The sequence below is a fragment of the Secundilactobacillus oryzae JCM 18671 genome (assembly GCF_000740055.1).
Lineage (GTDB): Bacteria > Bacillota > Bacilli > Lactobacillales > Lactobacillaceae > Secundilactobacillus > Secundilactobacillus oryzae.
In genome coordinates this window covers 1-24,559 of the sequence record NZ_BBJM01000010.1, presented here as the reverse complement: position 1 = coordinate 24,559, position 24,559 = coordinate 1, and the positions used below count along the sequence as shown (strand labels likewise).

23 protein-coding genes are annotated in these 24,559 nt (G+C 43.7%); 7 read left to right on the top strand and 16 right to left on the bottom strand.

The window, feature by feature from the left end:
• Positions 1–14: 14 nt before the first annotated feature.
• The 7 genes from LOSG293_RS03790 to LOSG293_RS03760 all read right to left on the bottom strand — a co-directional run bounded on the left by LOSG293_RS03790 (position 15) and on the right by LOSG293_RS03760 (position 7,508).
• Positions 15–1,568: a bifunctional metallophosphatase/5'-nucleotidase gene (locus LOSG293_RS03790; RefSeq protein WP_034527206.1), complete on the bottom strand. Its 1,554-nt coding sequence runs from the start codon at positions 1,566–1,568 to the stop codon at positions 15–17.
• A gap of 4 nt (positions 1,569–1,572) precedes the next feature.
• The gene (gene phnE / locus LOSG293_RS03785) at positions 1,573–2,382 is read right to left on the bottom strand and encodes a phosphonate ABC transporter, permease protein PhnE (RefSeq protein ID WP_034527204.1); all 810 of its coding nucleotides are present in this window, start codon (positions 2,380–2,382) and stop codon (positions 1,573–1,575) included.
• A complete protein-coding gene (gene phnE, locus LOSG293_RS03780) occupies positions 2,379–3,167 on the bottom strand; it encodes a phosphonate ABC transporter, permease protein PhnE (RefSeq protein ID WP_034527202.1) in 789 nt (262 codons plus the stop codon). Before phnE (LOSG293_RS03780) ends, phnE (LOSG293_RS03785) begins: the two co-directional genes overlap by 4 nt.
• On the bottom strand, positions 3,167–3,976 hold the full coding sequence (gene phnC / locus LOSG293_RS03775; protein WP_051907199.1) for a phosphonate ABC transporter ATP-binding protein: 810 nt from the start codon (positions 3,974–3,976) through the stop codon (positions 3,167–3,169). The genes phnE (LOSG293_RS03780) and phnC overlap by 1 nt, the downstream gene beginning before the upstream one ends.
• A gap of 83 nt (positions 3,977–4,059) precedes the next feature.
• Entirely contained in the window at positions 4,060–4,995 is a 936-nt protein-coding gene (locus tag LOSG293_RS03770; protein WP_034527198.1) for a phosphate/phosphite/phosphonate ABC transporter substrate-binding protein, read from the bottom strand.
• 259 nt (positions 4,996–5,254) lie between these two features.
• Positions 5,255–5,863 carry a L,D-transpeptidase gene (locus LOSG293_RS03765; protein ID WP_034527196.1) on the bottom strand — a complete coding sequence of 203 codons (609 nt, stop codon included), beginning with the start codon at positions 5,861–5,863 and terminating at the stop codon, positions 5,255–5,257.
• A gap of 91 nt (positions 5,864–5,954) precedes the next feature.
• Positions 5,955–7,508, bottom strand: coding sequence for an ABC-F family ATP-binding cassette domain-containing protein (locus tag LOSG293_RS03760; RefSeq protein ID WP_034527194.1), 1,554 nt, complete (start codon positions 7,506–7,508; stop codon positions 5,955–5,957).
• Between the two features lie 154 nt (positions 7,509–7,662).
• Between LOSG293_RS03760 and LOSG293_RS03755 the strand changes: the two genes are divergently transcribed.
• Positions 7,663–8,340, top strand: a complete 678-nt coding sequence (locus LOSG293_RS03755; RefSeq protein ID WP_034527191.1) for a CPBP family intramembrane glutamic endopeptidase — start codon at positions 7,663–7,665, stop codon at positions 8,338–8,340.
• Between the two features lie 52 nt (positions 8,341–8,392).
• Here LOSG293_RS03755 and LOSG293_RS09925 read toward each other — a convergent pair whose 3' ends face one another.
• From LOSG293_RS09925 to LOSG293_RS03740, 3 genes are all read right to left on the bottom strand, one after another.
• Positions 8,393–10,429 carry a WxL domain-containing protein gene (locus LOSG293_RS09925; protein WP_034527188.1) on the bottom strand — a complete coding sequence of 679 codons (2,037 nt, stop codon included), beginning with the start codon at positions 10,427–10,429 and terminating at the stop codon, positions 8,393–8,395.
• Positions 10,430–10,480: 51 nt separating this feature from the next.
• A complete protein-coding gene (locus LOSG293_RS03745; protein WP_034527185.1) occupies positions 10,481–11,440 on the bottom strand; it encodes a hypothetical protein in 960 nt (319 codons plus the stop codon).
• A gap of 99 nt (positions 11,441–11,539) precedes the next feature.
• Positions 11,540–12,541 (bottom strand): WxLIP family cell surface protein, encoded by a 1,002-nt coding sequence (locus LOSG293_RS03740; protein WP_034527182.1) that lies wholly within the window; start codon positions 12,539–12,541, stop codon positions 11,540–11,542.
• A gap of 434 nt (positions 12,542–12,975) precedes the next feature.
• Here LOSG293_RS03740 and trpX point away from each other — a divergent pair, with 434 nt between their 5' ends.
• From trpX to LOSG293_RS03725, 3 genes are read left to right on the top strand one after another with little or no spacing between them, the layout of a single operon-like run.
• Positions 12,976–13,980, top strand: a complete 1,005-nt coding sequence (trpX, locus tag LOSG293_RS03735) for a tryptophan ABC transporter substrate-binding protein (protein ID WP_034527180.1) — start codon at positions 12,976–12,978, stop codon at positions 13,978–13,980.
• Complete coding sequence (locus LOSG293_RS03730; protein ID WP_034527178.1) at positions 13,977–14,876, top strand: ABC transporter permease; 900 nt, start codon at positions 13,977–13,979, stop codon at positions 14,874–14,876. Before trpX ends, LOSG293_RS03730 begins: the two co-directional genes overlap by 4 nt.
• Complete coding sequence (locus LOSG293_RS03725; RefSeq protein WP_034527176.1) at positions 14,869–15,642, top strand: ABC transporter ATP-binding protein; 774 nt, start codon at positions 14,869–14,871, stop codon at positions 15,640–15,642. Before LOSG293_RS03730 ends, LOSG293_RS03725 begins: the two co-directional genes overlap by 8 nt.
• A 44-nt stretch (positions 15,643–15,686) precedes the next feature.
• Here LOSG293_RS03725 and LOSG293_RS03720 read toward each other — a convergent pair whose 3' ends face one another.
• From LOSG293_RS03720 to LOSG293_RS03700, 5 genes are all read right to left on the bottom strand, one after another.
• Positions 15,687–16,559 carry an NAD(P)-dependent oxidoreductase gene (locus LOSG293_RS03720; protein WP_034527174.1) on the bottom strand — a complete coding sequence of 291 codons (873 nt, stop codon included), beginning with the start codon at positions 16,557–16,559 and terminating at the stop codon, positions 15,687–15,689.
• Positions 16,560–16,642: 83 nt separating this feature from the next.
• Positions 16,643–16,960, bottom strand: coding sequence for a thioredoxin (trxA, locus tag LOSG293_RS03715; protein WP_034527172.1), 318 nt, complete (start codon positions 16,958–16,960; stop codon positions 16,643–16,645).
• Positions 16,960–17,730 carry a TerC family protein gene (locus tag LOSG293_RS03710; RefSeq protein ID WP_034527170.1) on the bottom strand — a complete coding sequence of 257 codons (771 nt, stop codon included), beginning with the start codon at positions 17,728–17,730 and terminating at the stop codon, positions 16,960–16,962. The genes trxA and LOSG293_RS03710 overlap by 1 nt, the downstream gene beginning before the upstream one ends.
• A 67-nt stretch (positions 17,731–17,797) precedes the next feature.
• Positions 17,798–18,415, bottom strand: a complete 618-nt coding sequence (locus tag LOSG293_RS03705) for a glycoside hydrolase family 73 protein (protein ID WP_051907198.1) — start codon at positions 18,413–18,415, stop codon at positions 17,798–17,800.
• Positions 18,416–18,503: 88 nt separating this feature from the next.
• The gene (locus LOSG293_RS03700) at positions 18,504–19,505 is read right to left on the bottom strand and encodes a choloylglycine hydrolase family protein (protein ID WP_034527167.1); all 1,002 of its coding nucleotides are present in this window, start codon (positions 19,503–19,505) and stop codon (positions 18,504–18,506) included.
• Between the two features lie 121 nt (positions 19,506–19,626).
• On the opposite strand from LOSG293_RS03700, the gene LOSG293_RS03695 reads away from it, so the two are divergent.
• Positions 19,627–20,535, top strand: coding sequence for a magnesium transporter CorA family protein (locus LOSG293_RS03695; protein ID WP_034527165.1), 909 nt, complete (start codon positions 19,627–19,629; stop codon positions 20,533–20,535).
• A gap of 26 nt (positions 20,536–20,561) precedes the next feature.
• On the opposite strand, the gene LOSG293_RS03690 is transcribed toward LOSG293_RS03695, so the two are convergent.
• Positions 20,562–20,807 (bottom strand): hypothetical protein, encoded by a 246-nt coding sequence (locus LOSG293_RS03690; protein ID WP_034527163.1) that lies wholly within the window; start codon positions 20,805–20,807, stop codon positions 20,562–20,564.
• Positions 20,808–20,989: 182 nt separating this feature from the next.
• Here LOSG293_RS03690 and LOSG293_RS03685 point away from each other — a divergent pair, with 182 nt between their 5' ends.
• Both LOSG293_RS03685 and LOSG293_RS03680 read left to right on the top strand, forming a co-directional pair.
• Entirely contained in the window at positions 20,990–23,683 is a 2,694-nt protein-coding gene (locus LOSG293_RS03685) for an MMPL family transporter (protein WP_051907197.1), read from the top strand.
• Between the two features lie 162 nt (positions 23,684–23,845).
• Positions 23,846–24,325, top strand: coding sequence for a C40 family peptidase (locus tag LOSG293_RS03680; protein ID WP_034527161.1), 480 nt, complete (start codon positions 23,846–23,848; stop codon positions 24,323–24,325).
• The last annotated feature ends 234 nt before the right edge of the window (positions 24,326–24,559 follow it).

Below are 24,559 nucleotides of genomic sequence, written 5' to 3'. Positions count from 1 at the left end.
TATTTTTTGACTTTTTATAACTGAATTTTAAAATTATGATCTTGCTTAGCTTCAACAATTGGGTGGCTTTTAAAGTAGTCACCAATCAATTCCGTCATGTCCACTTGCACTTCTTTGACGATTTTATCTGGCCCGAACATATCGTAGCCACCACCGCCCATCCCCCGGTACTGATTCAAGGCAACGTCAACTTTTGCCTCGTCCGAAAGCGGTTTGCCGTCAATCAATAAGTTCGTCACCCGATTGCCAACCGGCTTTCGCAAATCGAATTCATACACAATGCCACGATAAACATCATAGTTGTAGTACTGAACTTTAGGTTTACTGAAGGCTGCCGAAATACCAGCCTTCCCATCAGGCGTGACTGAAAAGAAACTAGCAGAACGCTCAAGAGCCTGCCGCAACTCCGCACCAGTGACACGGGCAACAACAAGTGTATTTGGATAAACATAGCTATTGAGAATTTGGCGCATGGTGACAGTTGAACCATACCCCAGCACATCATCATTGAAAAGGGCAGTCCCAGAAATGGTCGCCCCAGTGGCTGCCATTTGGACATCGTTAATAAACGTTAGGTAGGAGTGACCGTTAAAGCGCGCAGCAAACGGGTCAGTGATGCGCATATCGCCATTGATTTGTCCCATTTCCTGATCCAACCAATTCTCGACTTCATCGTTCAACTTAGTCATCAGGCGTACATATTTGGCAGCTGGTTGCACATCAGCCATGGAAATCAGTTGCGCATCCGTAGCAATAATCTTATGCTCATCACTCAAGTCTATTGTGATTTCACCAATTGTTTGGCCTTTCTCACCCGGTTGCGTTACCGGCGTTCCTAGGCTGATTGTGGCAATCTCACGATGTTGATGGCCAGTGATTAAAGCATCAATACCCGGCACCTCTCTTAATAAGGCGGATCCCTCGTTTTCACCAGTTAAGGGTTCCGTTGGATCGCCCGTTTGGAGGTCTCGTTCAAAACCACCATGATACGCGACGACCACGACATCAACTTTTTCTCGCAACAAAGGTACCCACTTTTTTGCAGTGGCAACCGCTGACTTAAATTGCCAGCCGACAATGTGGTCAACCGACTCCCAGTGAGAAATAAACTGGGTGGTTAATCCGAGAATGCCCACTTTAACACCCTGTTTTTCCAAAATTCGGTATGGCGCATTGATAATGTCCGAACCGGCGGGTGCCTTGAAATTCGCATTTAAAATGGGATAGTTGCGTCCTGCCTCACAATCCGCCAGATAGTCCATGCCATAGTTGAATTCATGATTTCCTAAAATGCCTGCATCAAAGCCGACTGCATTCGTCAATGCAGTGTAAATGGACCGCCATCTTGGCGCTTGTTTGGCAGTGTAGTACGTCAAGGGTGAACCCTGGATAAAGTCACCGTTCTCAATACAAATCACCCAATCATCAGGATTCGCTGCATTCTTCAGTTGCTCAATTTTAGTGGCAATCTTGAGGAACCCGTAGCCTTGCTGATTCGTTCTGGAACTATAGTTAGTCGGATAAAGATACCCGTGAACATCGCTCGTTGATAAAATTCTCAGTTTCATGAGCCTACACCAGCCGCTTTCTAATGGAACCCGAGACGAAGTCAATCAACGTTACCGTTACAATAATCCCTAGTAAAATGATGCCCACTCGAGACCAGCTCCGGGTTTGAATGGCAAATAACAGTGGTGTCCCAATCCCGCCGGCACCAACCATCCCCAAAATAGAGGCAGATCGGACAGCAATTTCAAATCTGTATAGCGTGTACGACAAAAATTCGGGAATTACGGTCGGCAATGTCGCAAAAGTTAGCGTTTGGGCATGATTGCCACCAGCGCTAGTTAAGGCTTCGCCAGGACCGCCATCCATATTTTCAATCGATTCACTAAACAATTTACCTAACATCCCAATTGAATGCACACTAACGGCCAGGACACCGGCAAACGAACCAGGGCCAACCGCTTTAATGAACATAATAGCGAGAACAATTTCTGGGAACGTCCGGATTAAGGTTAAAACGACTTTTCCAGATGTCGACCGTAAATGAATCCGTTGACTACCTTTACGGGCTGCCCAAAAGGCAAACGGGACACTCAATAGTGCGGAAATAAAAGTTCCCAAGAACGCCATTGCTAGCGTTTGAAGCGTTAGACCAACTAAATCTTCTCCACTACCATCATAGACATAAGCCCAATCAGGATGAAAAATCCCGTACATAATTGATTTAGAAATCTCTGCTGCCGAATTTTGAAAGCCATGGAACGGCACCCCAGCAAAGGCCCAACCAAACAGGATAGCAATGATAAGAAACCAAAAACCCCATTTTAGTTGCTTTTGCTTTGGCAGATGATTTGTCGTTAAAGTCGCTGATTTCATAGTAGTCGCTCCCTCATCGTATTGCTAATGGTATCAATGATTAACACCACAACCAGAATTGCTAAAATGATAATTGCTGTTTTATCATAGGCAAATTCATTTAACGACCGTTGCAAGTAGACCCCAATTCCGCCGGCGCCTAAGTACCCCAGTACTGTTGAAGCCCGAACGTTAATCTCAAACGTATAAAGGAAGTAACTGATGAAATAATTAAAGACCTGTGGAATGACCGCAAAAATGACCACCTGACTCCGATTAGCCCCCGTTGCCTGGAGTGCTTCAAGCGGTCCCTCGTCAATGGTTTCAATGGCTTCATAGAACAACTTCGAAATCATCCCGAACGAGAAAACTGCGAGTGTGAAGACCCCCGCAATAGGGCCGATTCCCACGATGGCCACAAATAGTGCAGCTAGCATCAAATCTGGTAATGTTCTCACCAAATTTAAAATAAACCGGATAATCGTCCGAATAAACGGATTTTTCACAATGTTTCGCGCTGCTAAGACTGAAAATGGAATTGCAATGAGTGTACCGATAGTTGTCCCAATCAGCGCCATTTGAACCGTTTGGAGAATGGGGTTGATAACTAATTGCGTATACGACCAGTCGGGACGCGCCATTTTATCAAGCAAGGCTGTGAACTGATCGAAATTTTCAAAGAACATGACCAAATTAACCCCAGTTAAACTGGCTGTCCAATAAACCAGGCCAATGAAAAGTCCAAGCCAAATAATCAGTTTTAAATGAATACGCTGCACAAAAGAGCGCTTTGGAACCTCGTTCATTAGATCACTCCCTCTGTAGCGGAGTGCATGACAATTGCCTCCGATTCCGGTTCTGGTCCTTCCGATTGATAAATGTTGTCGAGATCAGTATCCGTAACCTGATCGATGGTCTTGTCGTAAACCAGTTCTCCGCCTCGCAAACCGACAATCCGATCGGCATATTTACGAGCAAGTTCAAGTGAATGCAAGTTAACAATGACCGTGATGCCAAAATCGTCATTCAGCTTTTTCAAATCATTCATAACCGAATCCGTCGTGAGTGGATCGAGTGAGGCAACAGGCTCATCAGCCAACACAATTTTAGGATCCTGCATGAAGGCCCTTGCTACAGCAACTCGCTGCTGCTGACCACCAGATAATTGATCCGCCCGTGTATATAATTTTTCACCAAGTCCAACCCGTCGCAAGGCCTCAACCGTCTTTTGTTTGTCCGCCTGACTGAATAGACCAAGCGCACTTCGCCAGGTTGAATAATAGCCCACCCGACCTGACAAAACGTTACGTTGAACACTTGACCGTTTGACCAAGTTGAAGTTTTGAAAAATCATCCCGATTTTGCGTCGCAAATTGCGCAATTGTTTGCCTTTGTAATTGATAATGGACTGACCATCAATCATGATATCGCCTGAGCTGATGTCGTGCATTCGGTTAAGTGTTCTCATCAAGGTACTCTTTCCAGATCCAGACAAGCCCACAACCACCAAAAATTGGCCCTTAGGAATCGTCAGATTAATATGGGATAAGCCAACTGTTCCATTCGGATAAACCTTCCCCACATCCTTGAATTCAATAAAATTTTCCGCCACCATTGTGATCTTCCTTTCTGCTTAAGGAAAAGGGAGTCCGCAAAGTTGCGTCTCCCCCTTCTAATTCTTATGACTGACTTACGTGATTATTGATCGATCTTTTTAGCAATTTTGTCGTATTGACGAATAACTTTAAAGTTGCTGTCCTTCGCATCTACGTAGCCTTCATGACTGTAAACTGAGGAAATAATCTCATGACCTTTTTTAGTCTTGGCAATGGCTTTAAATGCCTGGGCAATCTTCTTGTCCCACTTTGAGCTCATATCTTTTCGTACGGTAATCGTGTCGTTTGGAATCCCTTTGGTGGTGTAAATTGGAACCACTTTGCTCATGACATCTTTGGCATCTTTTTGAACCAGCGTTCTAGCTCCTTCAAAAACAAATGCCGCGTCGGCAGTTCCGTTATAGACCGCCATGACACCTTGGTCATGACCCTTAACCTGAACCGTTGAAACATCTTTCTTGTTAATGTTGAACCCGTGTTGATAAAGCTCGACAACTGGGTAAATCCAGCCGGCAGTAGACGTAGTGTCTTGCACGGCAATCTTCTTACCCTTCAAATCCTCGATTGATTTGATTCCGCTGTTCTTACGCACCAAAATTTGTGACTTGTAAGAATCAACGAGTTTGTTTGTGGGCTGATCATTTGGTTGTTTGTAACCGTAACGTTCAGCTTGGAGAAGCACTTTTGACCCATATTCCTTGTGTGCCAACACATAAGCATCAGGTGGCAAGAAACCAACATCGACTTTCTTAGACCCCATCGCTTCTACAATCGTGTTGTAGTCAGTTGAAACGGAAACTTTCACTGGAATGCCCAACTCTTTTTTCAAGAGCCCCTCCAGTGGTTTTGCCTTTGCCTCAATGGTGCTGGCATTAGAAGATGGAACAAACTGGACCGTTAACTCCTTAGGTGTATAGCTACTTTTTGAAGAACTTGATGAGCTCTTTCCACAAGCAACTAGGACCGTCGTGAGCAAAAGTGCACTAACAATTGTTGCTAACCTTTTGAAGATTTGCATCGAACTGTCTCCCCTTTTTCTATTTAATTTATCGAGCAATTTAAGTGTACAGGTAAAAACGAACTATTTCAATAGCTAAAAAAATAATGTTAATTTTTTAATCAATTTTCGCTATGTTTTTCTCAGTAAATCGTTTTATTTTACTAAAACAAGAACTATTATGAAAATAGGCAAAATAAAAGAGCGGAAACTCAGCGTTTCCCGCTCTTTTAACTTAACATTCCATTAGGTTTCCTTTGGAATGTCCATATATTGTGTTTTAAGACTTAGTTATAACCACTTTCATACCATATGGTGCGTTTTCGTAAACCCACTTTGCATCTGCAATCGTCAGTCGGACACACCCATGCGAGTTGGCTTCCTTGCCTAGACGATCCGCTTCAGACTTGATGTAGTGACCATCCTTATCCACAGGAACAGAATGGAACAGGTAAATCCCATGATCCTTCCAAGAAACCCAGTAGTTGGCTCCTTCACCAGATTCTTGATTGAAGAATGAAGTACCACGTTCCGCTTCGACGTGGAACGTCCCAATCGGTGTCGAGTTTCCCTTACCGGTCGAACAGTACATGGTGTACTTCACCTGTGCACCACTCATGACATACACTCGTTGGTCCTTCACGGAAACCTTGAACCACAGATTATCGAGTTGATCTAAATTCGGATAAGCCTTCTTCTGTGAAGGCTTCCGCCAATTCACAGTTTTCGGCTTGACTAAGCTTTTTTCTTTATCATCAGTTTTGCTAACCTTAGCTTCTCGTTGCTGCAAAGCAGCGGATTGGTGCGGTTGCACAACAAAATGATTGATGAGAAACGCTGCCAAAGCTAGCGCAATAACCGTCATCACGATTCTATAAAGTCGCTTCATTACTGCCACCCTTTATACACTTATTCTACTACCCTACTAAACCATAATTCGGTTAAAATTTCAGCTTTTTAACAACAACTTAATCTAACTTTTAAGCCTGCTGATTCTTTAAACTCAATTTTTCAACGTTCAAAACCTTATCAGCTAGGCCATTGTAGAAACTCGTTTCATGACTAACCACAATCGCATTACCTGGGAAGGCTTTAATGGCGTCCTTCAAGGCATTTTTAGTTTCATCGTCCAAGTGATTGGTTGGCTCATCCAAAATCAAGAAATTACTTGGTTCAAATTCCATCATGGCTAGCTTAACCTTAACTTGCTCGCCACCAGAAAGTTGCTTAATAGGTTTCATTGCGTTGGCAGAATCCAAGCCACACTTTGCTAACTTCGTACGAATCGCCTTTTGAGGCATTTTTTCGTACTTCGCTTGAATAATCTGAAGTGGGGTTAACTGGTCATTTTCCCAAACTAAATCCTGGCTAAAATAACTCACCCGAGCAGAAGGCGAAAACTCAACGTTACCACCCTTGGCTTTAATTTGACCCAAAATGGTCTTGATCAAGGTCGACTTCCCGACCCCGTTGAAACCTTCAAATCCAACTTTTTGGTTGGTATTAACTGAAAAGGTCACCGGTTTTAATAGTGGTTTGTCGTAACCTACTGTCAATTCATCCACCACTAACGCATTTTGCGAGCCTGTATCCGCATATGGGAAGTTAAAGGTCGCCTGAATATTAGTCGAAGGTGGATCAACCCGTTCCATTTTGTTCAGCATCTTTTCGCGAGACTTCGCTAAGGTTGAACGTGAGCCCGCCTTGAACTTGCTGATGAACTTTTCAGCTTTTTCAATTTGAATTTGTTGCTTTTCGAATTCACGACGCTGCACTTCTTCCTTTTCGGCCCGCTGTCTCATGGCGCTTTCGAAAGTACCTCGATACTTCGTAATCTTACCGAAGGCGATGTTTGCAATACAGTTAGTCACTTCTTGCAAAAATTCATAATCATGAGAAATGATCATTGCGGCGCCTTCAAAGTTGTTCAGATAATCTTCCAACCATTGGATGTGTCCCACATCCAGATAGTTGGTGGGCTCATCCAGCAAGATTACATCAGGATTTTCCAACAATAGCTTAGCCAAAATAATCTTTGACCGCTGACCACCAGACATCTTGGCAACTTCATGGTCACGACCAATATTGTCGAGGCCCAAGCCAGAAATAATTCGTTCAATTTCGGTTTCAATATCGTAAAAGTTGCGCGCTTCAAGCTCTTCTTGAATCCGCCCTGCTCGTTCAAGTAGTTTATCTTCCATTTTTTCGGCGTACTCGGTGTAGAGTTCCGTCATCCGTTCGTTCTTCTCATACAAATCCGCAAAAGCTGTATGCAAGAAGTCTACCAATGTCATCCCTGCAGGAATATCAGCATATTGATCCAGATAACCAACTCGTACCCGATTTTGCCATTTAATAGCACCATCGAGTGGTAATTCCGTTCCGGTCAAAATTTTGATCAGAGTGGATTTTCCGACCCCATTTTGGCCTACAATTCCCATGTGCTCACCCTTATTTAATTGGAAGCTCGCACCATCATATAATTTTTTATCAGCAAAACTCATGCTTAAGTCGCTGACCTCTAATAAAGCCAAATCCGTTTCTCCTCTCAAATCCTGTTCAGTATCGTTCGTTAAATCACGTAAACACTAGAGTAACACGCTAAAATTAGTCGGTCAAATAACGTGAATTGCAATGGCGTGCTATAATTTGAGAAATATTGTTTCAGAGGAGAAAGGGGGAAGGCTTATGACAAGAATTATTGGAAGAACCATCGGTCGAATCGGCTTGTTGATTCTATTCTTTATCGCCTATCAACTCGTTTCCTTGCTACTCATCAATGCGACCAATACTGCGGCCAAAGCCCCACTGGTTTCAAGCGAGTTCTTACTCTACACCACCATCGCAGGTAGTTTGCTTCTGGTTGGTTTCATGCTATTGTATCGCCGACAGTTACGTGGCGAGAATCCCCGTCAATTCGGATTCACCACCCTAACTTTCAAACGCGTTGCTCTGTTCATTGCCTACTTTGCGGCCATGCTGGGCGTACAACTCTTGTGGGAACAACTCATTATTCACCACATATTACCTTCACCCCAAAACCAAACGATGATCGAGCAAGCTGTCAACAAGTTACCTTTGTGGAACAACTTCTATGATGTCTTCGCAGCACCCATCTTCGAAGAATTTATCTTTCGCGGCTTTTTCTTTAATTACTTTTTCAATCGCAAAACTAAGCGGACGGCCATTCTCGGAATTCTAGTAAGTGGCCTCATTTTTGGCTTTCTGCACACGCTCGATTTTAGTGTTTCCACCCTACTATACTCCAGTTTAGGCTGGATTCTGGCAGGCGCCTACCTGTACTTTAAGGACTTGCGTTATCCAATTGGCCTTCACGTTTTAAATAACTTCTTGAGTATTATCTAAATCAAAAAGGAGCCCTCTCAGGGGCTCCTTTTTGACTGGTTCAAAATTCACTTTAATTTGGATTCATATTCGTCGCCAGCGTGTAGGTAATGGTTGATTTATAATCACTTATTTCATACGTCCCAGCGCTAAATTGGAGTTTAATATTCGGATAATCCTTGTGCCAATACCCAGTGTTCGAACCGGTTTGCTGAGCGAGCAAGGTATTGGTGTTTGTTGCCCAAACCAGTGAGGCACTCGATTCGTAGGACAAGGCAGCGGACGAGAATTGTGTGCCATTACCGGCAAACGGTGTCATTGAAGCACTGACCTTCCAGCCATTGCTGGTAGTTTGACCATCACTCACGGCTAACGTATTGGTCGTCGCTTCATTATCAAACACATCCCCAGCTGTAGGTACTTCATGACTATCAAAGTTAAGCGGACCTGGTACTTGAACAAGCGATAACGCCCCACTCATAATTGGTAACAATGTGACACTATTTGACCGACCACTCAAAGTGGGCCCGTTCATCAACTGGTCGGTCAGCGTTACCCCGGTCGTTGCCAGCAGATTTGTCACCTGAACTTGATACTGAACGATAACGTGGTCCTGAGCCTTCAACGCACTTGGCAATTTAATACTTAAAACGTTATTAGCAACTGAAGCAGTTGCCGTCACTGGCGAACCGTTAACCATAACGCTCAGACTCCCCTTATACGTGAGCGCACTACTCAAATTACTTTGAATGACTGGAGAATCAAGTTGTGTACCCCGATTCGTGATGTCGGACCTCAACGTCACCGTTTCACCGGCTACTGTTGAGGTTGCATTCTTAACGGGCAACGTGGTCATTAAGCTACCACCGCTCACCGCCGATTTGGTGATGCTAACGTCGGCCAAATTAGAATCATCAATAACATTAACCGTAAACACCCCGGTTCCCGTTTTACCAGTATTAATCGTTTGACCATTCGCCAGCTTAACCGACGGCTGCGTAATGGTATTAGTGATCGTATGAGTCCCAACCAGCGTTGAACCCGTTCCCAAATTAAGCGCACCTGAAACGGCGCCGCTACTTAACTTAACGGAAAAGTCTTTGCCTGAACTTGCTGATAAGCCACTCGCTACGGTAGCCGTGTTTCCAGTCACACTATCCTTGGCGGAAATGCTATCCGCATTAGCATAATCATCCGCCCACTTACCGCTAGCTGAAACGGTTTTGCCACCTGCCAGTTGGCTCGTATAAACCGTCAACGAATTATCGGTCATCGAGACACTTGGTGATGGAATCGTCCCCTGGGTATAAAACAGTGGCGCCGGTAGAATCGGTACGCTCCCGTTAGTTGGCAACGTCGTGTTCCTACTATAGTAGACGTACTGATTATTGGTTGTCGTTAGATTAGGTAACGTGTTGGTCCGATCGCTGCTCAAGTTAATAGCGCCCGCCGTTGCCGCAATCCGGTACAGAGGCGATAGACTTAGCCGACTTGCAGCGACAACCTTCTTGTCCTGCAGCAATGCACCTTCATTATTCGTATCTAAAGCACTTGTATCAAAGTAGTTCACAACTCTAGCAAATCGGTTGGCTCCGACTGCCCCCACGGTTCCCGTGGTTGAGCCAGAATAGTCAGTACCAGCGTCATCGCTACCCTTGCCCGTATTGACCATTAGACCATCTAACTTGATATCTAATTTGGCGAGCCGGTCCGTTAGCGTATCAGTAGCAGAAACGTTTGGTAACCGTTTCGAGCTACCTGCTGCGGTTTCCCATGCAGAGGTCTCAGTGTTCAAACTATTTATTGACCGACTATCAAACGGTGAGGCATAGGCGTTCCAAGATTTTACGTTAGACGTGACTGGGATATTAGTTCCCGAATTAACCTGGTCAGATTTCACCCGAGCATTATCAATTGGTGACGTCCCAGCCGCATACGTGTAGTTAGAAACACCTTGGTTGACGTTGTAAGGATCAACCAATTGGCTACTACCGTACATCGACATCTTCATTTCTAGTTTGCCATCTGCACGTGGGGATGGCGCTAATTTACCCTTCGTCAACTGTTTGCCTGGTGACTTGTCAGACACGTTTCCATCATACTTAGCCATATTAATATAGAAGTTAATGTTGGCCTTGCCATCAAAACCAGAGCCGACAAGTCAACTAAGCCCACTCGCTCGATTAATCATAGCCAAGCTGTAACCGACCGAACCATTGAGACCAACGGAGCCAACGAATCCTGGTGGTAGAAATTCCCACACATCAAGAACCGATCCATACTCGGTTTTACCATTGGCACTAGTCCCTAGTTCACTCGGTGTAATCACGGAACCATCACTAGCCACGTTATTCTGGTAATCAATGCTATCCTGAGCAAATCTGGCTAATTTAATTGTACTGGACTTAGTTTGAAAAATTCCGTTAGTTTCCGAATGAATTAACGGAATGCCCTTTACCTTCAAGAAGAAAACGTTACTATGGTCAGGATCCAAATAAACATGGTGGTCGAATTGCATTGGGAACTGTGGTGAACCCGCAAGTGGCACGCTCATTTGTAGCATCATGTAGGCTTTATCCCATACAATGGCCTTCGCCATGGCACTCGCATCCATATCCTTTGGCAATTCAATTTTTACCATGACCCCGTAGTTTCCGGAGGACATGTTGTTAACAAAATTAGTCCCCGAAACGCTACTATCCAAAGTTACTCGGAGAGACAGATTTCCATGCGCTTGCAAATAACCGCCAGAATAAGCAGAATTGCCATTCTTCATTAACTGATTATTATTCAAAGTAATGTTACCGCTACTATCCGTTAGGTTGCTAACCCCGCTAGGATTAGTTGACCCATCTGGAGAGACATAACCGGTTTTATCAACGTAATTTAGCGCAAAAGAACCACTACTCGGAAAGACGATAGTAACCGGGGAAGACGTTGAAAGTGCTGTACCAGTACTCGAAATTCCGGAATCCCTATTTACACCGGTGCTAGCGGTGTAGTCGTTGTTATTAGACCCTGCTGCATGTACCGCAACGCCCACACTGAATAATCCAACCGCCATCATGACGATTGCCAACCCCATTTTTATAAAATTAATTCTCAACTTATGCTTTAGCATTGCAGTCAACTCCCTACATTGGTGACAACGCTTGATTGAAACCCTTTTCATCTAATGTATGATACCTTGTTTTCCCTAAAAGTTCTAATGGTTGACTCCCTATTTTTCTCTTCGTTTTTTCATGTTCGCCAGCTTCAACCCGGCAGCAATTGCTACAATCACTAAACCTGTGAGCCAAAGCCAATTTTCACGCCACCAGGTACCCGGTGTTTGGCTATTTTGAGTGACTTGATTAGCCTTAACAGTGAAATCTTTGTTAAAATGCCACACTTGATTTGTCGCCGATGCCTGAGCTGTGTAGTGCAACGTGTAATCACCTGCAGCCAATGCCTTTTTAACCTGCACTGGCAAACTAAATTGACTATTTGGTGCTAAGGCCATTTCTCGCTTCTTCAACGTGGTGACCACTTCATTGTCACTCCGTCGAATGACATTGCCGGTAACTTGAACGCTTGGCAAAACCCAAGGTGCGGTATTTTGCGTCTTCAAATTAATCACACCCACACCGTTTTCTAAACGATAACTGGCTTTAACTAAGTTAACCTGACCCTTCAACTGATTCTTAGTCTGTCGAATAACCACGGGGACAGCGACCGAGTATCGATCCGTAATACTTCCCGATTCCTGGTCAGATTCACGAACGACTTGTAAGCCGCCCATCACTTGACCTCGAAAAGCTTGATCGGGCATTTGTAATTTAAAAGAGACTTGTCGTGTCTTGCCAGCAGCAATCGTCACGGTCTTTTTTGAAGTGCCAGCGACGAGCTCACCGAAGGATTGCTCAAGCGTAGCCCCAAGCTTTGGTGTCTTCTGGTCATACGCGATCACACCATTGGAGCTGGTATACGCTTCGTTCAAATTGATGACGAACTTCCCAGTTGTCTTAGCTTGATTCGTAATTTTAATTGTCACGGCTGAGTCAGTATCTGGCTTGAGCCGTAAATCAAAGTAACCACTTTGACTGATGGCGTCTTTATTTTCTACTGGGGCAACCGAAAAGCTCGTCGGTTCTGCGGCTAAAGCCGTTTGCTTGTCGGCAAAACTAAATATCCCTAGAGTCAGCATTGCCATCATGACGAGAAGTTCATTTATCCGCTTCATTTTGATGTCCCCCACTATTCTGTTAATTCCCTTTTCACGCGCTTATTGTACCGTTTTCAGCAGTGATTAGCTATCTAAACGCTTCATTCAAATTTGTTGCCTAACGATTTTCTTCTTGACGAATCCTAATCAGTTTCTTATAATTATTCTCAATTAGTCAGAGAGGGGAAAGTTAGTATGCTAGCACATTCATTTTTACAATTGAATAGTTCTTGGCAAAGCCGATAATCGGGTGTTCTACTTCATAGGCACACCTGATGGAAAGACAATCATTAGGATGTGTCTGTGTCGGCTAACTTTTCTGTGAATTCTAAGAAAGCCTGCATGGATTGAACTTAACCGCAGGCTTTTGTTATTTAAAGGCAATTATCCTGCGGGGTGATTGCCTTTTTTTATTTCCAGCAGCGACTAAAAATTTTGAGGAGGATTTAATTATGAAAAGACTTTATTCGTTAATTGCCATCATTCTAGTCTTTTTGGGGTTTGCGTTTGTACGCGGCCAGCGCGACGCCAACGACGCAGCCAATCAAAAGAAAGTGCCAACGGTGGGGATTTTACAACTCATGTCTCATCCGGCACTGGACACAATTCACCGGGGGATTCTCAAAGGACTTGAAGATGAAGGTTACAAGCCCGGTAAAAATGTGAAGATTGATTTCCAGAATGCGGAAAACGACCAAAGCAACATGAAGACCATGAGTGCCCGCTTCGTGAATGAAAACGCGGATGCCATGATTGGGATTGCCACCCCACCCGCTCAAGCACTTGCCAATGCGTCAAATAAAATTCCTATCGTTTTAGGTGCCATCACGGATCCTAAGGGTGCTGGCCTAGTCAAGAGCAATAGCCGTCCTGGTGGCAATGTCACTGGGGTTTCTGACCAAGCGCCACTTGAAGCACAACTAAACTTGATTAAACGAATCATGCCAAAGATGAAGACACTCGGTATCATTTACACATCTAGTGATGATTCAGCAACTGCCCAGTACAAGATGTTCAAAACCATTGCCAAAAAGGAAAACGTCACCTTGAAGGCTTACTCAATTGCCAACACCAACGACGTCAACCAAGTATCTCAACAAATGGTTCGTAACGTGGATGCCGTTTACGTGCCAACCGACAACACGATTGCTTCCGCCATGCAAACATTGGTCGCAAACGCTAATGCCGCCAAGGTACCTGTTTTCCCAGCCGTCGATACGATGGTGAAGGACGGTGGCCTCGCAACCTTAAGTATCAACCAATACGACTTGGGCGTTGAAACGGGTAAGATGACCGCTCAGATTTTAAAGGGTAAGATGAACCCTGCCGTTACTCCAATTCATTTCTTCCGCAAAGGTGACATGACAGTCAACTTGAAACAAGCCGGCAAACTAGGAATTAAATTACCACAATCTATCATTAAAGAAGCTGAAAAGAACGGGGAGGTATTCAAATGAATTTAATCGTATCTGCAATTGGACAAGGCCTCCTTTGGGCCGTATTGGGGTTAGGCTTGTTCCTAACTTTCAGAATTCTCGACTTTCCTGACATGACGGTTGAAGGCACATTCCCACTTGGGGCTGCCGCTTCCGTTGCCGCCATTGCCCACGGATTCTCACCATTAGTGGCAACGCTGATTGCAATCGGCGTCGGCATGCTGGCCGGTTTAATTACCGGACTACTCTACACCAAAGGTAAGATTCCAATTCTATTGGCCGGAATCCTTGTGATGACCGCTGCATATTCAATCAACCTGCGAATCATGGGCCGCGCCAACCTGTCACTACTCGGTAAGCCAACACTGTTCAAGACTCATTTTCTCCAATCGTTACCAATGTACTTTGACAGTGTTACCTTAGGCATGATCATGATTGTCGTGGTCACCCTACTCCTCATCTACTTCCTCCAAACCGATTTAGGCCAAACCTTCATCGCAACTGGGGACAACGAAGTGATGGCCCGTTCATTAGGAATCAAAACCGACAATATGAAAATTATGGGCTTGATGGTTTCTAATGGGATGATTAGCCTTGGTGGTGCTCTGGTTGCTCAAAACAACGGCTATGCCGACGTCAACATGGGAATCGGAATTATCGTGATCGCCCTCGCCTCAATCATCATTGGCGAGGTGGCCTTCGGTGAATTGACGCTCAACCAACGCTTAATTGCCGTAACGCTGGGTTCGATTCTGTACCGATTCGTTTTACTTATCGTCCTAAACTTAGGCTTCAACGCCAACGATTTAAACCTATTATCAGCTATCGTGCTTGCATTATGCATGATGCTACCAGTTTTCCGAAAGAAATTTAGCTTCAAACACATGATGAAGAGGGGGCTTGAGACAAATGACTAAGCCAATTCTAAAACTTGATGACGTGGTCGTTAACGTCAACCAAAACACACCAGAACAGATTACCATCCTGAACCACCTCAATTTAACGGTCAACGAGGGTGACTTCATCACCGTCCTGGGTTCAAACGGGGCCGGTAAGTCCACCCTGTTCAATTCAATCGGGGGTAACCTAAAAATTGACGGTGGCAGCATCACCGTTCGCGATAAGGATATTACCCACTTTTCCGAAGAACGGCGAACGCACTTCTTAAGCCGGGTTTTTCAAGACCCCAAATTGGGTACTGCACCCCGAATGACCGTAGCTGAAAATCTACTGTTAGCTAAAAAGCGTGGTGAAAAGCGTCACCTTAAGCCCCGCGGTTTAAAGCCCAACATGGCAGAATTCAAAACACTAACCGAAACCATGCGCAACGGTTTGGAGCATCGTTTAAACACGCCTACCGGCAGCTTATCTGGCGGACAACGCCAAGCCTTAAGCTTCTTGATGGCAACGTTGAAGCGACCAGATATTCTCTTGTTGGATGAGCATACCGCTGCTCTAGATCCTAAGACGTCTCAACAATTGATGGAAGCCACTAACGACCGAATTAAAGAAGAAAAATTAACTTGTTTAATGATTACCCATCATTTGGAAGACGCCCTCAAGTACGGCAATCGCTTGATTGTCTTACAAGATGGCCAAATCTCATTTGACGTTTCAGGTGCCGAAAAAGCCTCTCTGACACAAGAACAATTATTAACGTTCTTTGCGGATATTGAGCAATAGACATTAAAAATGGACTAGACAGTTGACTGTCTAGTCCATTTTTTCTACTTATTCCATGCAGGATAGGTCTTAATGAGCCCTTGAGTTCCATCATCACCCAGATTTGCTTGGTCGACCATTATCTCATATAGGTCCTTAGCTCGCTCTGTTGCTGGCAACTTCAAGCCCATTTTATCGGCTTCGTCCAGCGCAATGCGCAAGTCCTTTAAGAAGTGCTTAGCAAAGAATCCCGGCGTGTAGTCGCCTTGTAAAATCCGCGGAACGTAGTTATCCATACTCCAATTGTCTGCGCCACCACTGCTTAGCGTATCAAGCACTTGCTGCAATGGTAAATTGGCTTTTTTTGCGTAAACTAACATTTCAGTTAAACCAGTCATCGTCCCGGCAATCATAATCTGATTTGCCATCTTAGCGTGTTGACCGGTTCCAGCGGCACCGAAAAAGTTCACTCGTTTACCAATCGTTTCAAATAACGGCAACATCTTTTCGTAGGCTGGCTTATCACCACCGACCATCACCGTTAATTCACCATTTTGGGCACCGATATCCCCACCAGAAACTGGGGCATCCAGAGCTAATGAATTTTGGACATGTGCTTCTTTATCAATCCGTTCCGCCAATGAAGGCGTACTGGTTGTCATATCAACCACGATGCTACCAGGTTTTAATCCAGCAAAAACACCATTATCGCTAAAGTAAATCGACTCAACATCTTTCGGAAAGCCAACCATTGAAAAGATAACATCAGTCTTCTCAGCTAACATTTTTGGTGTCACAACCCACTTTGCACCGTTAGCAACGAGGCTGTCCGTTTTTGATTTCGTTCGGTTATAGACCGTTAGTTCGTGACCTGCGTCCAAAAAGTGTTGCGCAATTGCGCCACCCATGACACCGGTTCCAATAAATCCAATATTCATCAAATTCACCATCCTATTACTAACTAATCTAAAACTTTTCTCGCCCTGAATGCAACAAAAAATCCCCGTTTCCGGGGATTTAATTATTCAGCAAGTTTACGTTCCAAATAGGCTGCCAGTTTTTCTTTAGGATACACACCAGAAACTTTTTCTAATGCCTTACCATCTCGGAAGAAAACCAGACTAGGAACACTCATGACCTTGTAGCTCATTGCTAGGTCTTGGTTACCGTCGACATCAAGTTTAGCAAACTTAATCTTTTGACCAAATTGTGACTCTAATTGATCTAGAACGGGATCCATGATTTTACATGGTCCGCACCAATCAGCCCAAAAATCGACAACTGTAACGCCGTCCGCCGTTTGCTCTATAAAATTATCTTTTGTCAGTTCAACTGCCATTACTGGTCCTCCTCCTTCTTCGGATTTTGATCTGTTTTTTTAGCACGAATGGCGTGAATAATTAACGTAATCACAATTGCGCCAATTACGATGCCACCAAACGCTGGGGCCGGAATTTCAATATCAATAGCCGGAATCGTTAGGAATAATTTAACCGCGATAAAGGCAATTAAAAGGTAAGCCATCGGTTCCAGTTCGGGAATCTTTTGCATCAACTTCATGATAAATTCGGCAATCCCACGCATGGCAAGAATTCCAATCATCCCACCCAGTAAAATAATGACGGGGTTGGGTGAAATAGCCAATGAGGCTAAAACAGAGTCAATTGAAAAAACGATGTCCATCATTTCAATCTGAACCACGACAGACCAAAACATCGCTCTATGGCTCTTCTGTTTCTTCTCACCGACTAATTTACGCGTGTGAACGACCTTAGTCTTCGTGAAGTAACGGAACGTTAGGAAGATTAGATATAGCGCACCTAAAACCTTGATTTCCCATAAGTGAATCAGGAAGGTTCCGAGTCCAATAATTAGGAAGCGGAAGATGTATGCCCCCCAAATACCATAAAAGAGTGATTCTTCTTGTAGCTTTTTAGTTGGTAAGCTTTGCGTCTGCGCTGCTAAAACCACAGCGTTATCAACGGAAAGCAAACATTCGATTAAGACTAGCGAAAAAATTAAAAGCCAGTCGTTTCCGGAAGTAATAACTGTTTGCCAGTTATGTAAATCGAAAAAGGGGCCATATAGCTCACCTAATAAATGTAACAACGATAAATTCCCCACTTCAAATTAAATTTTATAACCTTAGCATTTTACCGTGTTCCATGCCTCTGGTCTAGTTATCATACTGATTTAAATTATAGGTTTGAATCATTTGAATGATTTTCTGCGCGTAATCGGGATCCGTCGCGTAATTATTCTCCTGCAGGAAGTTGGCTGCGGTTTGATAATCAGTGGTAGCCTGCGGAATAAACTTCGCCCGCAGGACCTGATCATGATCAAGAATCGCCGACTTCAAATCAGGATAATTTCTGAAGTAGTCGTTGATAGTCACTTTTTTACCATCAATATACTCTGCAGTTGGAAAGGCCTTCGAACTACCGTTGTAGCTTCCTTTCATTCCAAACGGGTTATTCGCCTGTTGATACAATTCGGATTTACCCCAATTAGATTCCAAAATAGCCTGTGCCACCACGATACTTGGTAACACCTGATGATTCAGTTGATAGACCCGTTTAGCTGGGGCCGCCATCTTTTTAATAAAAGCCGTTTGTGCAGCCGTCACAGTTTGCCCGCTTGTTGAACTAGTTGTCGTTGAAGTGGTCGCATGCCATTTGGCTTCAATAGCGGGACGCAGTTTCAATGCAGCACCAAAAACTAACGCCATCACTACAGCGACTAATAAAAACGTGCCAATTCCAGATTTCTTTTGTTTTCTTGCGATTGGATTCACCCACTTCTCCCATTTGCTACAAATTATAATGAAACAATCTGAGCCGGCAAGGATTGCGCGTTAACTTATCAAATCTTTACAATTCGGTTTAAGCACCTGTCACCGTATCGCGCAAGTTCAGGTCATCCACAACCAAATCATCCACGACGGAGTAAAACTTTGGCTTCGTCCAAGTCAGCATTTCGGGAGTAAGCTGTAACTTTACAATCGACATCCGGTCATATGGCTCAAAGTAGTACGTTAAAGATTCACTACTCGTTCCCGCTCGATAAATTGAGTAGGTACTCCGATGATCCGTACTCCGAGGAACACTAACGCCATTCAATAGATGCCAACTGCTAACCACGGCCTCCTCTTCGTTAGCCGGAATATTCGCGCGTTCTTTATCGTAGGCTGCCCGAATGAAGCGCGAACCAGGTGTGAAGGAACCGGTAGGCACCTTCTTCCCTGAGAAATTACCCGTTGTAACCTTGGGTGTATTCAGTGGCACTGTGCCATTCTTAAACTCGGGCGTAAATTCCATATAATCCGATAACTGGCTAATTTGTTTTTCAAAATTGTAGGAGTTGGTCAGAATCCCTAGTGGATTGTTCTTAATTGCCATTGGTTGAGTCGTTGGCTCAATGACCACAATTCGCCCGGTTTTATCCAACACGGTAAAGTGCAATTCAGGGTGCCCATACTTACGGTCAGCTTCTTCGTCCCCCATAAGTTCAATTTCATCAATGTGGGCTTCAATTTCGGCAACTGATTTAAAGTTACCTAATAAATAGAAAGGTAATTCAAATGGCGCCAATTGCACTTTGTCATCATTACGCTTAACCGATAGTTTGGAGCCGTTGGTGAACGTCAGTTTTTGGACGCTAAGCCCCCACTCGTTAATGCCATCAGAAACATCAATTTCATCATCATGAGGACCGCCGCCACCAATCAATGCATACTTATTATAGTAAGTATGGTTGTTATAGACACTCTTCCATTCATATTGACGTGGTGAAAAGAGCGGCATGCTGCCCATTCGATGCCAGTCCATCGTTCGTGACAAAAAATGGGTGCCATCCTTCGCAATTTGCAAAATACTCGTACACATGGCTTAACCTCCGTTTGATTGACTATCTCTATCTTACTGCTTCTCCAAATAAATGACCTCAATCTTTACTTTTAGGTGGGTTGGCGATTTAATTAAAGTAAGAAATGGTGGAGGTGCTTTCATGGTCGAAGTAGTCAAAATCAATGATGACTTTAGTTGGATTAAAGTTGAAAACTTAACCGATTCAGATCGAAACGAATTACAAAGCAATTATCAAATTCCGAAACGCTTCCTACGTTATGTATCCGACGTCCACGAACGGGCACGATTTGATACGGATGAGGACAGTAATGCGACGTTAGTTATTTTTGACGTGGTCGTTTCACAGCATTTTGACGGTATGGATAACACCGAACCCGTCGCCTTTCTTATCACGCCGGACACGTTCATTTCGTTTACTCGACCGAAATCTAGCTTTATCAACCATTCCATCAAGGAATTAATTGACCATCACTTGACGAAGAAAAAACCAATCCGCCCCTTTTTCCTTCTAACACGCTTATTATTCCAGTTGTCATTAGAGTACTTCGATATTCTGGACGATGTAAACGTGGCTCGAACCGATATTCAAGTTCATCTGATGAACCAAAAAAGCCACAAGGCCATCACTCAACTCATGAACTTAGAAACTAGTCTAGTGTTCCTTTTGACTTCACTGACTTCAAATCATGAATTATTAAATGATATGGAGCGGACAATGACTTTATCTCAAGAAGAACACCAAGCTCTAGACAATGTTTTAATTGAAGCCAAGCAAGGCCAGGAGATGGCCCAAATGGCATCGGACATCATCGATCGGGTCTCTAACGCCTACTCAAACTTACTTGATAGCAACTTGAACAACACGATGAAATTTCTGACGGTGTACTCCATTATTTTGATGATTCCGCCAATTGTGTTTGGCTTCTACGGTCAAAACGTCCCAATTCCGTGGCAGCATTCGCCACTGGCCTGGATCTTGACCATTGTTGTATCTGCTATTTTGATTGGCATTCTAGTTCGTTACTTCCATAAAAACAATTTACTCTAATGAAGCGCCTATTCGGTGCTTCATTTTTATTTAGTGCCTCTCAACAGTTGAAGCGTTTTGCCAAATTGTTCATCAATCTCTGGTTGCAGAGTAGCTAGGCGTGTATCGTTATCGTGCTTAGCAGAAATCTGCGCAATGGTTTGCATGTAGGCAAACAGGACTTGCCCTGTTTCAAGCTGATACGTCGCGGCAATTTTAGTCGCGGCAGCAAACCGATCATCACCATTTAATGCCGCATAAGGGCTCATGGGTTTGGGCTGTTTTCTTTTCATTTTATGTCGTCACTCCTATACAGTTGAAAGCTCATTATAGGTGCCCGTCTCTTTTATTTCAAGAAAGAACGACGGTATCATTTTAAATTATTTCATTTTACAAATTCACGAGAATCCGCTTTAAACCTATGGTAGAATTGAGTTATTACATATTATAGATGCATGAGGGGACCGGACAACATATGCAAGAACGTATACAAAAACTTCACGACTACCGCATTTTTTCGCTTATCGTGTGGTTAGTTGTGATCTTTATCGCCATTATTTCAATGCCAAAAACGAGCACGATTGTGCAATACTTTGGCCAACCACAATTAACAAGCACTAGCCAACCTGCCAAAGCTCAGAAAATCAAAAACGTTTGGGGACGTGATTTAAACGGCACTTATACGGTCAATGCCGTTTTCAATAATCCAAAAGGTAAGTTGACTACTAATCAACAAATCGAAATTGCTCGAGTCGTTGCGAAGCTACAGGGCAAGCAAAAGTTCTATGGGATTAAAAAAATTACGACTGCCACCAACACTCCCGAAGCTAAAAATCAGCTGATTTCAAAAGATCAGTCAACTCAAATCGTGCAACTGGCGGTTACTCGGGAACAAGGTACCGTACGGACGCTTTCCAAGCAACTCTATAGCCAAGTTCAAACGGCAAGCTTGAAAGCTTATGTCACGAGTCCTGAAATCATTAATGATAATAATAACGCTAGAATTGCTGGTTATATCCAAATTGCCGCCATCATTCTCTTTATTTTTGCGATGATTACATTAGGAATTTTATTCCAGTCTGTTGCCGTGCCAATTATTTCACTGATTACGCTACTCATTAGTTATGTGACATCTTTGAGCCTCGCTAATAACCTGACTTATCGCGGCAACTTCCCTTACTCAGAATATCTTCCACTCGCTATTTTGCTTGGGACCATCATCGTGGGAACGTTCGAGCTGTTCTTTATCTACCGACGCTTCAAGATTAACTTAGTCGAAGGTATGGAAGCACCAGCAGTGACGTCAAGAAGTATGCGTTATGTTCGTTACCCAATCATTGCGGTTGGAGTCGTACTTACCCTAATTTTTGGTTCCTTCTGGTTCCTACCATTTTCAACAATCCGTTCGTTCAGTAGTCTGGCGCTCACGTTCATTGTGTTGACGCTTGCCATCTTGACCATCCCCCCAATCTTCATGGGAATGCTCGAAGAAAACTTCTTCTGGCCAACGGCGGATCGTCTTAAGACAACTGAACGTCATTTCTGGGGTAGACTTGCCAAGTTTGGTCTATGGCAACCAATCGTTGCCGTCATTGTTGTTTTGTATCTTGTGGGACCATTCGCCTACAGTTACCGAAACAACTTAAGCTACTCAGTGATGGATAACCTTACCACCGAGAACCAGGCTGCTAAGGGTGCTAAAGTACTTGCCGCCCACTTCTCACAAGGTAAAGCAACACCAGTCAGTGTTTACATCAAGTCTGATAAGCGACTTGATAGTGCAAACGCTCTTTACCAAATCGATAATTTAACAACGAAGCTCAAGAGTATGCCCGGCGTCCAAAGCGTTACCTCTCTTACGCAACCCGACGGCATGCCGGTTTCTCAAAACTATGTTTCAAACCAACTTCTTGACCTCAATCAGGATCTTAAAGGTGCCAATGACAAATTGAAGTCCCTCCAAAGTGACCTCAAGGATAACCGTTCGGACCTCGATGTAAACACGCTAAAGGACATTAACGATAGCTTAACCAAGCTTGCAACCTCTGCAAGTGAACTATCAAGTGATACCGGCTCGGTTCAATCACAAGTAAGCAGCATCACGAGTGCCGCAAACCAAACACAGCAAAGTAACAGTGCTAGACGAACCGCAGCCTACAATCGCCAGGTTAGTGCCTTGGCAACTCAATTAACCACTATCGCTTCTAATGTGCAAACGCTCACCACTGAAGCAAGTTCTAGCCAATCTTCCGTATCAAGTTATCGATCCAAAGTTGAATCCATCGCAAAAAGTCTAAAAGCCTCACAGACTAGTTTGAAAGAAATGACGTCTCGTTTCGATGGCATTTACAACTACTTAGGTAAGCTTCAAGCTTCAGATGCTGCGAAGATTTACTTCATGACGCCAGAACAAATTATGACACCGACCTTCCAGCGTACCGTTATCAACAATACCAGTCAAAATGGTAAGACAACGATGCTGACGGTTTACCTCAAAAAATCAGCAGATAGCCACGAAACACTGGCTATCACTCAAAAGCTGCAAGATCAAATTCAAACTCAACTCCAAGGTACGTCTTTGAAAAAGGCAACCGTTGCAATTACTGGTCAACCAGTTGTGCAATCTGAGATTCAATCATCATTCGAACGTAACTTACCAAGAATGATTCTAATCGTGGTTGGCTTAATGCTTCTTGGTTTGATGATTATCAGTCGTTCAGTGCTACAACCAGCCTTCTGGGGAGCTACTTTCCTTCTAAGTTCGCTGGCCGGCTTACAGTTAGCTCACTTAACAATGCGATTTACCTCTGGTGACCCTCAGTTTAACTGGCAAGTCATCGTACTAGCAATGGTGCCACTGACCGCTTTAGCAGCCCTTCAGTTGATACCATTAGCCATCGACTACCGTTATAATGAGGATTCGTTACTTGAGTGGTTGTTACCAGCTATGTCAAACTCGGGACAAACACTTCGGCATACCCTGTTCATCAGTTTCATGGCAGTCTTCGGACTTGCTTTTCTCCGATTTGAACCACTTTCTGAAATTGTCTTAATCTTCATCTTCACCGCCATTATCTTCAACCTAGCGCTTCCCGTTATGGTTGCAGCACTTGGCAAGCTCACTGTGACACTCCCGGCTAGAAAGCCACATTTCCGCCGTCACGGTTAATTCAAATTCATTCAAAAAAGATCCCCGCTAGATTCTCTAGCAGGGATTTTTTTATGTTACGAGGTTCAAATTAAGCTTAATCGCAATGACACTACATTGTAACGTTGTTGTTACATTAGTTTGGTAAAGTTTTTATTGTAAACAACGAAGGAGATTTAGCTGATGAAAAAAGTAATTGTACATAGTTTGGTTTTAGTTTCACTTGTCGCACTATTCATTCTTGGTCTTGGAACTAAGACAGCTAACGCTGATACTACAACCGATGACGCAGCTTCATACAGCAACGTTCACCAGGTTGCTAAATCAAAATTAGGCTCACCATACTCATGGGGTGCCGTTGGTCCTAACCGCTTTGATTGCTCAGGCTTCACTAGTTACGTTTACAAAACGGCAGCTAAGGTAACCATTCCTCGTACTGCTCAAGCTCAATACAACAAGTACAAGCATGTTTCATGGGAAAACATCCAAAAGGGTGACTTAGTTTTCTTCGGTTACTCAAAAGGTAGCATCAGCCACGTAGGTCTCTACGTTGGTAACGGTAAGATGATTGATGCTCAAAATCGTGGCGTTGTTAAAGAAGCCGTTCATGCCCCATGGTGGCACGCAGTTGGCTACGCACACGTTACAGACTTCGCTGATTAATTTACAAAACACACATATAAAAAAGGGGATGTGACATAAGTCCCAAAATAAAAGGCACTACCGTCAGATTTTAAAAACTGATGGTAGTGCCTTTTTGATATAATGAAAAATAAAAAAAGAGTATCGGTCGCCCCCAATACTCAAAATTTCCCGAAAGGAAATAAAAAATGCAAAATAATTATAACATGAATCAATTAACTTTGAGTCTTACAACTGAATATATTCCAGAAAAAG

Coding starts and splice junctions, on each gene's coding strand:
- phnE (WP_034527204.1), bottom strand. CDS start 2,382: ATGAAATCAGCGACTTTAACGACAAATCATCTGCCAAAGCAAAAGCAA.
- LOSG293_RS03740 (WP_034527182.1), bottom strand. CDS start 12,541: ATGAAGCGGATAAATGAACTTCTCGTCATGATGGCAATGCTGACTCTA.
- phnC (WP_051907199.1), bottom strand. CDS start 3,976: ATGGTGGCGGAAAATTTTATTGAATTCAAGGATGTGGGGAAGGTTTAT.
- trpX (WP_034527180.1), top strand. CDS start 12,976: ATGAAAAGACTTTATTCGTTAATTGCCATCATTCTAGTCTTTTTGGGG.
- LOSG293_RS03720 (WP_034527174.1), bottom strand. CDS start 16,559: ATGAATATTGGATTTATTGGAACCGGTGTCATGGGTGGCGCAATTGCG.
- LOSG293_RS03700 (WP_034527167.1), bottom strand. CDS start 19,505: ATGTGTACGAGTATTTTGCAAATTGCGAAGGATGGCACCCATTTTTTG.
- LOSG293_RS03695 (WP_034527165.1), top strand. CDS start 19,627: ATGGTCGAAGTAGTCAAAATCAATGATGACTTTAGTTGGATTAAAGTT.
- LOSG293_RS03755 (WP_034527191.1), top strand. CDS start 7,663: ATGACAAGAATTATTGGAAGAACCATCGGTCGAATCGGCTTGTTGATT.
- trxA (WP_034527172.1), bottom strand. CDS start 16,960: ATGGCAGTTGAACTGACAAAAGATAATTTTATAGAGCAAACGGCGGAC.
- LOSG293_RS03730 (WP_034527178.1), top strand. CDS start 13,977: ATGAATTTAATCGTATCTGCAATTGGACAAGGCCTCCTTTGGGCCGTA.
- LOSG293_RS03680 (WP_034527161.1), top strand. CDS start 23,846: ATGAAAAAAGTAATTGTACATAGTTTGGTTTTAGTTTCACTTGTCGCA.
- LOSG293_RS03765 (WP_034527196.1), bottom strand. CDS start 5,863: ATGAAGCGACTTTATAGAATCGTGATGACGGTTATTGCGCTAGCTTTG.
- LOSG293_RS03725 (WP_034527176.1), top strand. CDS start 14,869: ATGACTAAGCCAATTCTAAAACTTGATGACGTGGTCGTTAACGTCAAC.
- phnE (WP_034527202.1), bottom strand. CDS start 3,167: ATGAACGAGGTTCCAAAGCGCTCTTTTGTGCAGCGTATTCATTTAAAA.
- LOSG293_RS03745 (WP_034527185.1), bottom strand. CDS start 11,440: ATGCTAAAGCATAAGTTGAGAATTAATTTTATAAAAATGGGGTTGGCA.
- LOSG293_RS03790 (WP_034527206.1), bottom strand. CDS start 1,568: ATGAAACTGAGAATTTTATCAACGAGCGATGTTCACGGGTATCTTTAT.
- LOSG293_RS03690 (WP_034527163.1), bottom strand. CDS start 20,807: ATGAAAAGAAAACAGCCCAAACCCATGAGCCCTTATGCGGCATTAAAT.
- LOSG293_RS03770 (WP_034527198.1), bottom strand. CDS start 4,995: ATGCAAATCTTCAAAAGGTTAGCAACAATTGTTAGTGCACTTTTGCTC.
- LOSG293_RS03685 (WP_051907197.1), top strand. CDS start 20,990: ATGCAAGAACGTATACAAAAACTTCACGACTACCGCATTTTTTCGCTT.
- LOSG293_RS09925 (WP_034527188.1), bottom strand. CDS start 10,429: ATGGCTAAGTATGATGGAAACGTGTCTGACAAGTCACCAGGCAAACAG.